The following is a 16,315-nucleotide window of genomic DNA, read 5'->3' on the forward strand; positions in this document are numbered from 1 at the left end:
AGAGCAGCAAAGGTCTGAATACCGGCGTTTAGGCGGAGCTCAGACCGTTGCTGCTCTTTTTCGACAATATAAGAACTTATATGTTCCGCGTTACAAAGGATAAGGTACATCTTAATGGTTTTTTAGGGTACAAACGCTATGGTATAATGGGTCAGAGGTGATTGGCAAGTATGTTTTTGAAACGGATAGAATTAGCTGGTTTTAAATCATTTGCCGACAAAACAGAAATGGAGTTTGTGCGCGGTATAACGGCTGTAGTTGGCCCGAACGGAAGCGGCAAAAGCAATATTTCTGACGGCATACGCTGGGTACTCGGCGAACAGAGTGCTAAATCACTGCGTGGCGGCAAGATGGAGGATATCATTTTTGCTGGAAGTGATGCGCGTAAAGCCGTGAATTATGGCGAAGTATCACTTACGCTTGATAATGAAGATCACACACTTCCGCTGGATTTCAGCGAAGTTACAGTGACTCGGAGAGTCCACCGCAGTGGAGATAGTGAATATTTAATTAATAAGCAGTCCTGCCGTCTGAAGGATATCACAGAGCTGTTTATGGATACCGGTATCGGACGCGAAGCGTATTCGATTATCGGGCAGGGTAGGATTGAAGAAATTCTAAGTACTCGTTCCGAAGATCGGCGAGGCATCTTTGAAGAAGCATCAGGTATTGTAAAATATAAATCGCGCAAGAAAGACGCAAGTCGAAAGCTGGATGATACCGAGCAGAACCTGCTTCGTATTCATGATTTGATCAGTGAGCTTGAGGATCAGATTGGGCCACTTAAGGATCAGTCCGAGAAAGCTATCCGCTTTAAGGAACTTCGCGAACAATTAAAACATCAGGAAATTTCAGTATACGTACACCAGATTGAAGGCATTCATACCGCTTGGCAGGAAGGTAACGCTAAGCTTGAAACGTTGAAGGACGAACAGCTGGAGCTGTCTACTGTGGTTTCGGCTCATGATGCCAAGCTGGAGAGCGGGCGCTCTGAATTGCGCACAATCGAAGCACAGATCGAGAAGCAGCAAGAGCAATTGCTGCGTTATAGCGAAGCATTTGAGAAGAGTGAAGGTTACGGTGAAGTGCTGAGGGAACGCAAGCGCAATCTGGAAAGTAATCGTGAGCAGTTAATGCTCACGTTAGGTTCGGTTGGCGAGCGTTCTGCAGATCGTCAGCGTGAAGTCGTGGATCTGGAGCTTAAGCTTGAACAATCGCGGCTTAAGCTTGTGGATCTTCGGAAACAGATCGAAGATGAAGAGACAAGGCTTGAAGGTGTGGCAGACGGGATTAGCCAGAGCCAGGAAGAAAAGCTCAAAAGTGCTCTTTTGGAGCTAATGAACCTTATGGCGAATGCACGTAACGAAATTCGTTACGCGGATCAGCAAAAGGAGAATCTGGAACGTCGTATGAGCCGCAGTGAAGAAGAAAGCGGCAAATGGACAGCCCGGCATGAAGAGTTGTCTGCCAACCAGAAAGGGCTGAAGGACAAGATTGCCCAGCTGGGGAAGGAGCTTAGCAATCTTCGCGGGGCTTATATCACTGAAAGTGAGCAGCTCAGTAAACGTCAGAAGCTGATCGAAGAAACACAGTCCGGTCTTCGGAAATGGGAACAGAAGCGGGAAGCGCAAGTTTCTCGTCATGAGACCATGAAAGAGATGCAGGATGATTTCGACGGCTTCATGCTTGGGGTTAAAGAAGTGCTCAAGGGTGCGCGCAAAGGACAGCTCAACGGTGTGCATGGTGCGGTTGCGGAGCTGATCTCTGTTCCGGAGAAGCTGGAAATGGCGATTGAGACTGCTCTAGGCGCATCACTTCAGCATGTGGTCATGGATAATGAGACTGTGTCCCGCCAAGCGATATCATTTCTAAAGCAACGTCAGCTGGGACGAGCTACCTTTCTTCCGCTAGATGTTATCCGGCCGCGCCAGATTTCTGGCAGTGACCGTGGTATGGTGGGTGATGCTGACGGATTTGTTGGAATTGGTTCCGAACTTGTTGGTTACGATGATAAATATACTAGCATTATTGGCAGTTTGCTCGGCAATGTGGTTATTGCGGAGAGCTTGGAGCAAGCGAACCGTATCGCCGCTAGATGCCAATATCGTTATCGGGTAGTTACCCTGGAAGGCGATGTAGTTAATGCCGGCGGTTCGATGACCGGGGGTAGCCAGCATAAGAAGAATAATAGCTTGCTTAGCCGTAAACGTCAGCTGGATCAATTAAGCAGTGAGATTGAAGAAAGCGAACGTCAAATAGTGAAGCTGAAGCAAGGCATTGCCAGACTTCGTGAGGAGCAGGAGAACGCTAGCGTGAAGCTGGAGGACCTGCGCCGTGATGGCGATGAGAAAAGACTGGAAGAGCAAAGAGTCTCCGGTGATTTGAAGCAGCTCGAGCATGAGCTTCGGCATGTGCAGGAGCAAGTGGAGAGCACAGGTGCGGAACGCAGCGGCTTTGAGAATGAAGTACGTGCGCTTGAAGAGACGCGGAAGCAAGCCACTGCTGAGCTTGAACGCCTTGAAAAGGAAGAAAAGGAAGCCCATGAGGGTATCCGTAACGCTGAATCAGCGCGTAAAGCGAATGAATCAGCTAAGGAAGAGCTGCAAGGCAAGTTGACCAGTATGAAAGTCTCGGAAGGCAAGCTCGATCAGGAGATATTCTCCCTGGAGGAGCAGTTACGTCGCCTAAGACAAGATGTGGGTTCACAGGACAAGGAGCTGCGCCAGAATCGAAATCTGTTACATACGATTGAACAGGATCTGGCTAACAATGCTTTGGAAGCTGTGAAGCAGAAGGAAGATTTGAACAGTTACCGCTTGAAGAAGGAAGAGACGACTGGAACTTTGGATTTTGCGCGTGCTGAGCGTACAGCGTTAACCCGTAAGCTGGAACTTGAGGAAGGCAAGACTAAAGATCAACGTCAGGCCCTTAAAGTAGTCGAGGACAAGCTGCGTGCCACTGAAGTTTCTGTCGGTCGACTCGATGTGGAGCTGGATAATATTCTCCGCAAGCTGAGTGATGACTACGAGCTAAGTTATGAGTTAGCAAAACAGAGATATCCAGTGCCTGAAGATGTACCTGCCGCACAAGCCGATGTACAGCGTTTGAAGCGCAGTATTTCTGCGCTAGGAGAGGTTAACTTAGGGGCGATCGAAGAATATCAGCGGGTCCATGAACGGTATACGTTCCTCAGTGGACAAAAAGATGATCTAGTCGAAGCTAAGACTACCTTGTATCAAGTAATCCGCGAGATGGAAGATGAAATGTCCAAACGTTTCAAACAGACCTTTGATGCGATCCGCAAACAGTTCGGGACCGTGTTCTCAAAGCTGTTCGGCGGCGGGCGAGCGGATCTCATGCTTCTGGATCCGGAACATATGCTGGAAACAGGTATAGATATCGTAGCCCAACCACCGGGTAAAAAATTGCAAAATCTGCAGCTTTTATCCGGCGGTGAACGCGCTCTAACTGCGATGGCGTTATTGTTTGCTATTTTGCAAGTGAAGCCAGTTCCGTTCTGCGTATTGGATGAGGTCGAGGCTGCGCTCGATGAAGCGAACGTTGTTCGTTTTGCACAGTATTTACGCGAGTTCTCTGAACAAACTCAGTTCATCGTCGTTACGCACCGCAAAGGAACGATGGAAGAGGCGGACGTGTTATACGGAGTAACGATGGAAGAGGGCGGTGTCTCCAAGCTCGTTTCAGTACGTTTAGAGGATGAAGAAGCTGAGATTGCTTAAATTCATCAAAGAAGAGAAACTTTTAGGAGGAACCAAATGAGCTTTTTTAGAAAATTAAAAGAAAGCATTTCCGGCAAAACGGAAAGTGTAACGAAACAATTCCGCGACGGATTAGAGAAAACCCGTAAAGGTTTTGTAGAGAAGGTCTCCGACCTTATCATCCGCCGCAAAAAGATAGATGAAGAGTTCTACGAAGAGCTGGAAGAGATTTTGATTGGTGCAGACGTGGGTGTAAACACTGTTATGACCCTTGTCGAGGATTTGCGTGCCGAAGTGAAGCAAAATCGGATTGAAGATGCTGCCGAGCTGAAGCCGATTTTGTCCCGTAAGCTTATGGAGCTGCTGCGTGGAGATGATGATAACAGCCTGAAGGAAAATCCGAATGGAATTACGGTTATTTTGTTCGTTGGGGTCAATGGCGTGGGCAAGACGACTACCATCGGCAAGCTGGCTCATCGTTACAAACAAGAAGGTAAAAAAGTTCTTTTGGCTGCAGGGGATACGTTCCGTGCCGGAGCGATTGAGCAGCTTGAGGTTTGGGGCCAACGCGCAGGCGTAGATGTCATTAAACAACAAGCAGGCTCTGACCCGGCGGCTGTAATGTACGATGCGGTCCAAGCGGCAAAGCAACGCAACGTGGATATCTTAATCTGCGATACTGCTGGCAGACTGCAGAATAAAAGCAATCTGATGGAAGAGCTCAACAAAATCTTCCGCGTCATTCAAAGAGAAATCCCAAGTGCTCCACATGAGGTACTGATGGTGCTAGATGCTACGACGGGTCAAAATGCACTTACACAAGCCAAGTTATTTGGTGAAAAGAGTGGCGTCACTGGCTTGGTCTTGACGAAGCTGGACGGTACGGCTAAAGGCGGAATCGTTGTAGCGATTCGTCAGGAAATGAATTTGCCGGTGAAGTTTGTAGGTCTTGGAGAAAAAATGGAAGACTTGCAGCCATTTGATTCGCAGCAGTTCGTACATGCTCTTTTTGCCGGATTAATTGCCGAGGAAGAAGAGTCAGAAGAATCGGAAGAGCAAGTGTAATCAACAGCACAATATAATCATAAAGAAGTCATATTTACAAGGAATGCCCTCGAAGCTATATTTAGTTAGGAGGGCATTCCTTTTCTTTTTTATAAAGGGTTTGTCCGTCATTTTGTAGCAACTGCTAAGCGACTTTTAGAAAGTATAAATGCATCGCGTAAGGGATCCCTTTAAATAACAGCTTTCCCTCACTAATTAGCCTCCAGAAGCGATATTCTATGAATGAGGTACTGAGATACAAATTCCATTGCCCTATAATTGTGCCTACAACTAGACCTGCATTTACGTAGCCATCTCTTTCCTCACACTGTTGAAGTTGCAGAATTAAAGAAAGAATTTCTTCGTCATAGTAACTCTCGGGAACATTCATAAGCTGGCCCTCAGCCCAAACTCTAAGCATATCCTCGGTGTTGCTGATTTTTTGCCATTCTAGTTCATACTGTTTTCTTTGAGCGGAGGTGATAGGGGGTGTGTTTTCGGTAATTTTTATAATTTTTTGCAGAACTTCATTTGGGAGCTGACTAAGTGCTCTGGGATATAAGCCGATTTCAAATGGAGCAGCAATCTCCCTATAAGCCTTGACTGGATCAATAACATGAATAGGTTGCGTCCTCTCACTAAGAATAGAAAGTGCAAATCGTAAACCCGTTTGATCATGGGAGTTATCTCCGCACCAAATAGTGATTTTTTTGTCCTCGGGAATTTCTTTTAAGGTCTGAATCATGGCTGCCAGTTTATGCTGGGGATTTAAATGATAACCCTGATCCGGAAATCGTTCCTGAAACCATAACTCACGGGTATGATAGCCTTCATTATTATGTAATCCACGCAACGGTCCAGCAGAGAACATCTCATTAAATGAAAGTACTCGTATTAAATGACGACAACCCAGATGACTAAGGGCTACCTTCATTGATCCCGCTTCAGACAGGCCAAATAACAGATAAATGTGATTCCGCCTAGTCTCTTCCTGCTCAATTGACATAGTATATTTGTGCTCCATAGGTCACTCTCCCATCGCAACAAATTATACCATACTCAATGAATCCACATCCTCAGGCAACTATATAAAAAATACATTATATGAAAAATTCATAACAGTAATGCTTGTCACACTTCCTGCATACAATTCAATGATGAATCTACATTTCATCTCCGGCAACCTATATAAGAGAGAAAGGAAGCGATTCCAAAAAATACAAATATCTCCGGAATCACATTTCTCTGTTATATATGTTGACATGAACGAGTGGATTTACGTATTATGAGAATATAAACCAATATTTCCATGGATGTTTTCTGAAATGAAAGTATAAGTTGTTAACAAAGATTACATCTATCGAAAGGAGTCGGGCTCATGTCCAAATTAGATCCTCTGCCAGGTCTTTCTCCGTATCCATTACAGCATTTTTTCGATGAAATGTATGCTGATAAGAGGAATGTCCGGCCGCACTACAGACATGTGAATCGCATGTTTTCCGGAATGAGCTCCGAAGAGCTGCAAGGGAAGCAAAATTTAATGCAGCGTAGGATGATGGAAGAAGGAATTACCTTTACGCTTTACAACCCGGCTCAGGATCATCCTATGGAGCGAACGATCCCCTTCGATATGATTCCACGTATTATCCCTAAGAATGAGTGGGAGAGGCTAGAAGCTGGAATTATTCAGCGTATCACAGCTTTGAATTTATTCATTCATGACATTTACCATGAGCAATACATTGTTAAAGATGGCATCGTCCCTAGGCGTATGATTATTTCCAACTGTTATTTCCGGCCAGAAATGTCAGGTCTGCGAGTGCCCGGTGGAGCTTATATCACCACCTCAGGAATCGATCTGATCCGCCACCACGATGGGCATTATTATGTACTTGAAGACAACCTGCGAACACCCTCCGGCTTTTCCTATCTTTTTAAAGGCAGAACTCTTATGAATCAATTGTTTCCTGAATTGTCCTTTGCCAGCTCCATCCGAGATGTAGATCATAGCTTAAATCGCTTCTTATCCGTGCTTCGTAGTCTATCTCCTTCAAGAAGGTCAGATCCGGTTATAGCACTCCTAACGCCTGGAGAATACAATTCTGCATATTATGAACATGCTTTTTTGGCACAGCAGATGGGTATACATTTGGTCGAAGGACGAGATTTGGTAACAAAGGATCACAAAATATATTTGAAAGAAATGAACGGACTGCGTCGCGTGGATGTGCTGTATCGTCGGTTGGATGATGATTACATTGATCCGCTGGCCTTTCAACCTGATTCTTTACTGGGTGTGGCAGGACTTATGAATGCATATAGGGCAGGTAACATAGCGATTGCTAATGCTCCGGGAACCGGTGTTGCAGATGATAAAGCGATGTATGTCTATGTACCGGATATGATTCGTTATTATCTGAATGAAGAGCCGATCCTTGGTAATGTGCCGACGTATTTGTTGTGCAGACCCGATGAACGCCTGTATGTTCTTGAGAACCTATCCGAAATGGTTGTTAAAGAAACCTCATTATCCGGAGGATATGGGATGTTGATCGGAAGTGAGGCGACCAAAGAAGAATTAGCCGAGTTCCGAATGAAAATTATTGCCGATCCGGACCGTTATGTGGCACAGCCAATTATGTCCTTGTCCAGAGCGCCAGTATTGTCGGGAGGCACTATGGCACCCCGGCATATCGATCTTCGGGCTTTTGTATTAATGGGCGCAGACCGGAAGCCGCATGTCATACCTGGTGGATTAACACGAGTGGCTATGAAAGAAGGTTCACTGGTTGTGAATTCCTCGCAAGGTGGTGGCGTAAAGGATACTTGGGTTATGGCTTGATCTATATCTTGTAAGCCTTGATTGTGAATCAAAAATATGCAGCATCAATTTGGAGGATAAAGGAGTGGCTAAAGATGCTGAATCGAAATGCGGAGGCTTTATTCTGGATCGGCCGATATATTGAAAGGGCAGAGAATCATGCGCGGCTAATCAATGTACATTATCATATCCAGCAGGAAGAGGATTTTCAGGAAGAAGGACATAAATGGTCGAGGCTTATCGATGCATTAGGAGTTCGAAGTGAGTATTTGCAGCAGTTCGAAACCTTTTCTGAACAGGACGTGTTATCCTTTATTACACTCGATTTGGGCAATTCGAATTCATTATTCTCTTGCGTACATCATGCTAGAAATAATCTTCGCACACTGCGTCAGCATCTTCCAAGTGAGCTATGGGATATCGTCAACAGCTTTAATCTATGGCTTGGGGAGCGGTCAGTCGCTGATATTATGAGTGGCCCACATCATTTCTACCAGCAGGTGAAGGAACGTGCGGCTATGTTTCTAGGAGCAGAACAATCCGTAATGCTTAGGGGAAATGAATGGCATTTTATAGAGAGCGGCCGTTTTCTGGAACGGGCAGAGAATACGACGCGTATTTTGCAGGCAGTTATTGCCTCTTGCCGTTTTAAAGAGCTTCATGCAATTTATATTCAGTTACAGGCTGTGCTGAAATCGGTAAGTGGTTATCAGGCGTTTCGCCGTTATTATGCAGATGCTATGTCACCGGAGAGCATTTTAGATTTTTTGATCGCAAATCCCAAATTTCCACGTTCGATCCGCTTTTCTTTTCACCAGCTGGAAGAGCATTTAGCTAGACTTGAATTAGATTCCTCAGAAAAAGGCTCAGGTCATGAGAAGGTCATCCGTCAAGCAGGAAAGCTGAAGGCAGAGCTGGATTATATGGAGAAAGAGGAAATGTCCGGTGAACTGGTGGAAGATGTGCTGCAATCACTCGTAATATCTTGCCAGAGACTGGGCAAAACGATGGAGGGCGCCTTTTTTCGGCGAGAAGGAGTATCTGTATGAAGATTCAAATCAATCACACCACCACATACAGTTATCCAGAGCCGGTTACGGACAGTGTCAATGAAATCAGGCTTACCCCACGCACCAACTATCGGCAATCCTGTTATCACCATGAGGTTGAAGTATCTCCGGCAGCTAATCTATTAACGTATGAGGATTTCTTCGGTAATCGGGTGCATGCCTATTCGGTTAATAAGCCACATACGGAAATGGTAATCCATACGAAAGCTACTGTAGTAACGCTGGATAAAGCCCAGGGTACCGATCTTCCGCGAACCAGCCTTGAAGAGCAAGTTAAACTATTAAATGATGAAAAGTTTCAGAACCGTTATATTGAGTTTATTTTGCCGACCCGTTATACCGAGGTGACTCCTGAATTAGTGGAGTTCGCTTCCCAGTACCCTTTTAGTGAAGCTGAGGATATGTATGAATGGATTCTGAAGTTATCTTCGACGATTTATGAACAGTTCACCTATGATCCTGAGGCAACAAGCGTAAATACAACGGTAAAAAAAGCCCTCAAGCTCAAGCGGGGGGTCTGTCAGGATTATGCTCATCTTATGATCGCTGTCTGCCGCAGTGTGGGTCTGCCTTCAAGATATGTTAGTGGATATCATTTTGTCGGTGATCTACAGAGCAGCAATGCTAATTTCGAGCAGGCTTCACATGCTTGGGTGGAGACCCATATTCCGGGTACGGGCTGGCTTGGTTTTGATCCGACGAATAATGTTGAAGTCAACTGGCGTTATATCAAGCTGGGTCATGGACGGGATTATAAAGATATAGTACCTGTAAAAGGGGTATATCGCGGTGGAGCAGGAACACTGACTGTAAAAGTGGACGTACGCAAGCTGGATAACTGAATTGAAATAATCGAAACATCGAACATCGAACATCGAAACAATCAAAATATTTTAAATACTCTAAATATTCGAAACAAACTCTCCGCTCATCTTATTGAATGGGGAGATTTTTTTGTGCGGCGTGCCTAAATTCTGAAGATTTATGAACAAGATGATTCCATTACAGGTTTATTTGGGTAATCTTGATCCATAGTACTTATCTTACAGACATTAGAGGAGAGATTACATATGAGCCCAAACATATCTAAAAAACAAAGATTTATTGGAAAAACAGCGATTATAACCGGAGCGGGCTCGGGAATTGGCCGTGCCACCGCTATTAAGCTGGCGCGGGAAGGTGCAAATGTAGCATTGTTCGATTTAAATCTTGAAAGAACCTCTTCCTTGGCAGAAAAGCTTAATAAGCTACGAAAAGATTGCGCGCTGGCCATAGAGGTAGATACTTCGGATGAGAAAAAGATGGAGGAAGCCGTACGTTGTACGGTGGAACAATTCGGAGGTGTGGATGTAGTATTCGCTAACGCGGGGATTAATGGCGCTGTGGGCCCGATAGAAGAACTAAGCTTGAGCGACTGGGAGCGTACGATGTCGGTGAACTTGACGGGGACTTTTTTGACTCTGAAATATACTATTCCTCATCTGAAAGATAAAGGGAAGGGCAGTATTATTATTACTAGTTCCATTAATGGGAACACTAGATTTGCCAGCTTTGGGTGGTCTACTTATAGCACTACCAAAGCTGGACAGGTGGCTTTTGCCAAAATGGCAGCTCTCGAGCTTGCTAAGTTTAAGATTCGTGTAAATGTGATCTGCCCTGGGGCTATTGCTACGAATATAGATGAAACCACTGAAATGAGCGAGGATGTTGAAGCAATCGTCATTCCGATTGAATTCCCTGATGGAGCGCAACCCTTGGCAGATGGACCGGGCAAGCCGGATAATGTCGCTGATCTCGTTGCTTTTCTGGCTTCGGATGAATCTATCCATATTACAGGTGCGCAAATCGTGATTGACGGCGCGGAGTCCTTGTTATCCTAATTTCGAGATCGCTTCCCGGTATTGCTCGTACCATTTATTCCATTCGTCTTTCCGTGACTTCAGCGTCGTGCCTTCCAAAAGATGCTGGATCACTTCTAGACAAACATGCCAGCCAGCGAGATCTCGTGGTGTATGCGGGGTAAGCGTTTGTAGTGTTTCGTTCAAGACGAGTAAACAGCCTTCTGATTTAGGGTATAACTCAAAACGAACAAGATCCTCAGCCCAAGTAAACTCAAAAATAGATTGATGCTGCAGCACGGTAATTTCCATATCCACAAACGTTCCGTTTTGCATATCAAACTTTATAAGTCCGCCTTCACGCAGGTCCTCGATTTTTAATTCAGAGAACCATAAGGCAAGCTTCTCATTTTCGGTCAAATAGGACCAAATCTCAGTTGCGGAATGCTTTAACTGGCGTTCGAAACGAGCGACATAATATTGATCTTCTTTTTGGATGTTAGCTAACATTTATATTTCTCCTTTGGACTACTGCGGTAGTCCTTTTTTTATTGAGTTGAGGCTCATTAGAAAGAGTATAGCAATCGCCTGTGTTAATTGCACGATCCGGCTGTGTGGCTGAAGCGTAACTTATAGGGTATAGAGGGTAATAAAATAGCGGGAGAAATAAGGTCATAAGCAAGTCCACGAGCTCGATTTGCGTACGGCGCGGAGATAGTGTTGGCGGGGAAAAGGGATTGAAGATAGGGATAAGTGCGTGATGAGGGTGAAAATGGAGTGATGAAGGTGATAAGTACGCATGACGGAGAAAAGGGAGTGATGTAGGAGATAAGTGTGCATGACGGTGAAAAGGGAGTGAAGAGAGGGATAAGTGAATGATGAATAGCGGGAGTAAACAGTAGCATCTACGGTGGCGAGGATGCATCGGCGTTGCGGACTGTATTGCAGCTATTTGGCGTTTTTGGTGTGTTTATTAGAAGTATCGGACCGCATAGCGCTTATTGCCGCGATTTTGAACAAAAGTAGGGAGTATTTGAGCGAATAGCTGCAACTGAGTCCGATAGCAGAGAGAATAAGCCTGAATTTGTGAAATAAGGTCATCTGAGTCCGAACGTTATATGGTAGCGAGGATGCATCGGCGTTGCGGACTGTACTGCAGCTATTTGGTGTTTTTGGTGTGTTATTAGAAGTATCGGACCGCATAGCGCTTATTGCCGCGATTTTGAACAAAAGTAGGGCGTATTTGAGCGAATAGGTGCAACTGTGTCCGATAGCAGAGGGAATAAGCCTGAATTTGTGAATTAAGGTCATCTGAGTCCGAACGTTACATGGTAGCGAAGATGCATCGGCGTTGCGGACTGTATTGCAGCTATTTGGAGTTTTTGGTGTGTTTGTTAGAAGTATCGGACCATATAGCGCTTATTGCTGCGATTTTGAATAAAAGTAGGGAGTATTTGAGCGAATAGGTGCAACTGTGTCCGATAGTACAGCGAAAAGGACTAAATTAGCGAAATAAGGGCTGCTGGGTCCGAATGATCTATGGCGACGAAGAGGTAATGAAGGTACAAAGGATGTAGTATATGAGCAAGAGCTACTGGGTTCGATCGGTTTGCGGAGACCTGGATTCGCTAATGGATCGGACTGTATTGCAGCTATTTGGTGTTTTTGGTTTGTATTTTGAACATATCGGACCGCATAGCGCTTATTGCCGCGTTTTTGAACAAAAGTAGGGTGTGTTTGAGCGAATAGGTGCAACTGATTCCGATAGTACAGCGAAAAGGACTAAATTTGTGAAATAAGGGCTGCTGAGTCCGAACGATCTATGCGACGAAGATGTAATGAATGTGTAATGAATGTGTAATAAAGGATGTAGTATACAAGCAAGGGCTCCTGGGTCCAAACGTTTCACGGTGGCCAGTGTATGCTGACATTGCGGTTATGGGCTTAGAATATGCATTGTGTACGATAGTTACAGAGTCTGAGCTATTCAACTGTGCGAGGAGGGCAAGGGGCATTTGAGTAAATAGCTCGCCATCCCTATAGTTAACAGCATAGGAAAGATCTGAGAAAGCATTCCGGCACCTTGATGCAAATCCTAAGTCTTTTATGCTAAAATTAACGCAATTCCGTAAAATCTATTTTTGCTTAGGCAGGGTAGTTAATAGTGTGGCATTGGTGAAGGAGGCTGCGTATATGGGGATGATGTCTTGGTTAGCTGAGCAGCGGATTCAGGAGTCTATGCGTAACGGGGAATTTCGAGATTTACCTGGGCATGGCAAGCCGCTGGAGCTCGAGGATTTATCGGGTGTGCCGGAAGAATTGCGGATGTCTTTTAAAATCATGAAGAACTCCGGACTGGTGCCTGAGGAAATCTCTCTGCGAGCTGAATGTGTTACGTTGGAAGGATTGCTAGCGGCTTGTCATAATAGCGGAAGTGCAGAAACCAGTGAGGGCAAGGCTTTGCGGTCAAAACTGTCTATGAAAAGACTGCGTCTACAGGAGTTATTGCGTGAACGCGGTTTGGATAGTAACCCTGCTTTTATGCAATACAGTGCTCAAATAAACGAACAGATGATAAAGGAAGAGGAATAACGCTGGTTACGTTACTGCCTAAATGCCTACAGTCATTTGGACATCAGAATAAATAGTGTAAAATAAAAAGGCATCTCTTGGTCGTTTTAGACAGAAGAGCTGCCTTTTTGCTTGTTATGTGTAACTAAACATGTATACTCATCTAATTTGTTTAAAATATACCCATTCCGGATCGCCTTCATCTAAATTCTCAATGACTCCGCTTTTAACAAACCCTTGAGAAAGACATAGTTGCTGCATGATCGTATTGGATTCATTGGTGGAGGTGAAAAGCTTGGGGGTGGGGCATTGTTCCTCGATGTAGCTAAGGAGTGTTTTTGCTATGCCTAGGCGTCTGAACTCAGGATCCACAATGACCAGCTGAATAAAACAACATTCGAAAAAGGTGGTATCGCAGCAAGCAAATCCTACAAACGTTCCATTATGCGATGCTACGTAACACTGCTCATGCTTGATATATTTTTCAATCTTCGATTTGCGGCTTTCATTGCCAATGATCTTGCTGTCTATTTTGGTGAGCATGGGTAGATCTGAAATTGTAGCTTTTGTTACGAATATCATAGTAAGTCTCCTTATTAATATTATAGAGGGTATGGATGGTAAGTCTTGATCTTTAAGGTTTTTTCACACATGATGAAGATGATCTAAGATAACTTCAAGGAAAATTATAACATATGATTATAGACGATGGAGAGATAGAATGAAACAGCTTCCGATTATACAGGTGCTTCCTGACCTGAAAAACATACTTAACACTGCGCAGGCAGCAGTACTTATCGCTGAACCGGGTGCAGGCAAAACAACAGGAACGCCTCCGGCGTTTTTGGACGAGCCTTGGATGGCGGGTAAAAGCATTTTAATGTTAGAGCCTAGAAGGCTTGCTGCTAGATCTGCCGCCACTTACATGGCATCCTGCCTTGGAGAAAGTGTTGGACAGACGGTAGGTTATCGGATGCGGAATGACACTAAAGTAGGCAAAAATACGCGGATTGTTGTAGTCACTGAAGGAGTATTAACGAGAATGCTGCAAAGCGATCCTTCTTTGGGTGATGTGGGTTTAGTTATTTTTGATGAGTTCCATGAGCGCAGTCTTCATGCGGATTTGGGACTTGCCCTTACACTGGAAGCACAGGCTGTGCTGCGGGAGGATCTAAGGATTCTTATCATGTCAGCTACCTTGGACAGAGAGCGGGTGTCTGCTTTACTAGGCGATGCGCCCGTAGTAAATTGTCCGGGCAGAACCTATCCTGTAGAAACAATCTATGTGCCAACTACTGGGAATCTTCCACTGGAAAAAACTGCTGCAGCTGCTGTGAGACGTGCGCTTGTTGAACAACCCGGAGATATTCTCGTCTTTTTACCGGGGGAAAGAGAAATACGCAGAACTCAAAGTGAGTTGGAAAATGGAAGCTTGGCAGAGCAGACGGTAATTCGCCCTTTATATGGCCAGCTGCCACAAAATATCCAAGATGCAGCCGTGGCTGCATCGGTTCAAGGTGAACGAAAAGTAGTGCTCGCGACTTCTATCGCTGAGACAAGTCTAACGATTGAAGGCGTGCGAACGGTGATTGATACAGGGCAGCGCCGTACACAGATATTCTCACCACGCACAGGAATGCCAAGTCTAACGACAGTCCCGGTATCGAAAGCCTCCGCGGATCAACGGCGGGGACGTGCTGGACGAACAGCCCCTGGCGTATGCTACAGGCTGTGGAGTCAGGAGGAGCATAATCGACTTCCGGATGACAATGTGCCGGAGATTATGCAGACGGACCTTGCGCAGCTCGCTTTGGAGCTGGCGCTGTGGGGCGTGCGCGATCCTGCCGCGCTATCTTGGCTTGACGCGCCGCCCGCTGCGCCTTATGCGCAGGGCACCGCGCTGCTGCGCCAGCTCGGCGCGCTGGACGCCAGCGGCGCCATTACGCCGCACGGCCACAGCATGGCCGCGCTTGGCGCGCACCCGCGAGCCGCGCATATGCTGCTGCGCGCGGCAGAGCTTGGCGCAGCACCGCTCGCCTGCCGGCTGGCGGCGCTACTGCAAGAGCGGGACCTTTTCAAGGGTCCCGCGGCCCTAGATTGCGACCTCACGCTCCGCGTTGAGGCGCTGCTCCGGTTCGAGCGCTCCGCTGATAGCGGCGGAGCGGACCCGGCGGCTCTGCGCGCTGTGCAGCGCGAGAGCCGCCATTTCCTGGCGCAGCTGCAAGCCGCGCCGGGCGAGAACGTGAACGACATCAGCCGCTGCGGGCTGCTTCTGTCGTTCGCCTATCCCGACCGGATCGGGCAGAAACGCGGCGATGGCGCGTTTCTGCTCTCCTCCGGTCGGGGGGCGGCCATGCGGGAAGGGCAACCGCTGGCCCGGTCATCTTATATCGTAGCTGCTTCGATCGATGATCGCGCTACACAGGGCGCAATTATGCTGACAGCTGAGATAGAAGAAGGACAACTGCTTTCCTATCATGCAGACCGCATCACCGAGGAAGCGGATGTGTATTGGGATAAAGAAAGTGGAAGTGTGAAGAAACGTCGTCGCACAATGCTCGGCGCGTTGGTCTTAAAAGAAACTTCACATGAAAGACCCTCCGCGGAAGAAATGGCAAATGTACTATTAAGTGTCATCGCTACAGATGGCATTGAAATCCTACCGTGGGAGAAGGGAACCATACAGCTTCGCGAACGTTTGATGTTTATGCATACCTTACGTTCAGATTGGCCGGATGTATCAGATGTTTCTTTAATTGCTACGTTGGATGAATGGCTTTTGCCATATCTGCAAGGTATGAGGAACCTCCGCGACCTTCAGCGTGTACCGTTAGCGCGAGCGCTTGAGGGGATGTTAGACTGGAATCAGCGGCAGATGCTGGAAAAGGAGGCACCTACACATATATCTGTTCCTAGTGGCTCGCGTGTGCCTGTAGATTATACTAATCCTGCTGCCCCGGTATTGGCAGTAAGATTGCAAGAGATGTTTGGACAGCTGGACACACCTCGAATTGGAGGGGGGAAAGTGCCAGTATTGCTGCATCTTTTGTCACCAGCTAGACGACCTGTGCAGGTAACCTCTGATCTAGCAAGTTTTTGGCGGGGGACCTATTTTGAGGTCAAAAAAGATCTGAAAGGACGGTACCCGAAGCACTATTGGCCAGATGACCCATTACAGGCTATTCCGACTAATCGTACACGTCCTGTAAAATAATTTATGGTTACATATGCTCTTGAAATTTTTCCTTAGAT

General features: G+C 46.2%; 12 protein-coding genes. 9 read left to right on the top strand and 3 right to left on the bottom strand.

The features are described from left to right. Positions 1-170: 170 nt before the first annotated feature. Positions 171-3,740 carry a chromosome segregation protein SMC gene (smc, locus tag MHH50_RS13410; protein WP_076126122.1) on the top strand — a complete coding sequence of 1,190 codons (3,570 nt, stop codon included), beginning with the start codon at positions 171-173 and terminating at the stop codon, positions 3,738-3,740. A gap of 36 nt (positions 3,741-3,776) precedes the next feature. Beyond that, positions 3,777-4,784 carry a signal recognition particle-docking protein FtsY gene (ftsY, locus tag MHH50_RS13415; protein WP_036686498.1) on the top strand — a complete coding sequence of 336 codons (1,008 nt, stop codon included), beginning with the start codon at positions 3,777-3,779 and terminating at the stop codon, positions 4,782-4,784. 124 nt (positions 4,785-4,908) lie between these two features. On the opposite strand, the gene MHH50_RS13420 is transcribed toward ftsY, so the two are convergent. After that, on the bottom strand, positions 4,909-5,787 hold the full coding sequence (locus MHH50_RS13420) for a DUF1835 domain-containing protein (protein WP_339190812.1): 879 nt from the start codon (positions 5,785-5,787) through the stop codon (positions 4,909-4,911). Positions 5,788-6,141: 354 nt separating this feature from the next. Between MHH50_RS13420 and MHH50_RS13425 the strand changes: the two genes are divergently transcribed. The 4 genes from MHH50_RS13425 to MHH50_RS13440 all read left to right on the top strand — a co-directional run bounded on the left by MHH50_RS13425 (position 6,142) and on the right by MHH50_RS13440 (position 10,534). Then, positions 6,142-7,605, top strand: coding sequence for a circularly permuted type 2 ATP-grasp protein (locus MHH50_RS13425; RefSeq protein ID WP_076279025.1), 1,464 nt, complete (start codon positions 6,142-6,144; stop codon positions 7,603-7,605). Positions 7,606-7,679: 74 nt separating this feature from the next. Further along, complete coding sequence (locus tag MHH50_RS13430; protein ID WP_076126125.1) at positions 7,680-8,633, top strand: alpha-E domain-containing protein; 954 nt, start codon at positions 7,680-7,682, stop codon at positions 8,631-8,633. Continuing rightward, a complete protein-coding gene (locus tag MHH50_RS13435; RefSeq protein ID WP_076126126.1) occupies positions 8,630-9,496 on the top strand; it encodes a transglutaminase family protein in 867 nt (288 codons plus the stop codon). The genes MHH50_RS13430 and MHH50_RS13435 overlap by 4 nt, the downstream gene beginning before the upstream one ends. A 228-nt stretch (positions 9,497-9,724) precedes the next feature. Continuing rightward, complete coding sequence (locus MHH50_RS13440; protein WP_036686506.1) at positions 9,725-10,534, top strand: SDR family NAD(P)-dependent oxidoreductase; 810 nt, start codon at positions 9,725-9,727, stop codon at positions 10,532-10,534. Here MHH50_RS13440 and MHH50_RS13445 read toward each other — a convergent pair. Next, the gene (locus tag MHH50_RS13445; RefSeq protein WP_340034424.1) at positions 10,526-11,002 is read right to left on the bottom strand and encodes an SRPBCC family protein; all 477 of its coding nucleotides are present in this window, start codon (positions 11,000-11,002) and stop codon (positions 10,526-10,528) included. The genes MHH50_RS13440 and MHH50_RS13445 overlap by 9 nt on opposite strands. A gap of 1,070 nt (positions 11,003-12,072) precedes the next feature. Here MHH50_RS13445 and MHH50_RS13450 point away from each other — a divergent pair. Continuing rightward, entirely contained in the window at positions 12,073-12,222 is a 150-nt protein-coding gene (locus tag MHH50_RS13450) for a hypothetical protein (protein WP_175619945.1), read from the top strand. Between the two features lie 463 nt (positions 12,223-12,685). Then, positions 12,686-13,084, top strand: coding sequence for a DnaJ family domain-containing protein (locus MHH50_RS13455; RefSeq protein WP_340034425.1), 399 nt, complete (start codon positions 12,686-12,688; stop codon positions 13,082-13,084). A 138-nt stretch (positions 13,085-13,222) separates the two neighbouring features. Here MHH50_RS13455 and MHH50_RS13460 read toward each other — a convergent pair whose 3' ends face one another. Beyond that, positions 13,223-13,645: a GNAT family N-acetyltransferase gene (locus MHH50_RS13460; RefSeq protein WP_340034426.1), complete on the bottom strand. Its 423-nt coding sequence runs from the start codon at positions 13,643-13,645 to the stop codon at positions 13,223-13,225. Positions 13,646-13,784: 139 nt separating this feature from the next. Here MHH50_RS13460 and hrpB point away from each other — a divergent pair, with 139 nt between their 5' ends. Beyond that, entirely contained in the window at positions 13,785-16,277 is a 2,493-nt protein-coding gene (gene hrpB / locus MHH50_RS13465) for an ATP-dependent helicase HrpB (RefSeq protein ID WP_340034427.1), read from the top strand. Positions 16,278-16,315 lie beyond the last annotated feature (38 nt).

Source organism: Paenibacillus sp. FSL H3-0302 (assembly GCF_037982245.1).
Lineage (GTDB): Bacteria > Bacillota > Bacilli > Paenibacillales > Paenibacillaceae > Paenibacillus_AQ > Paenibacillus_AQ odorifer.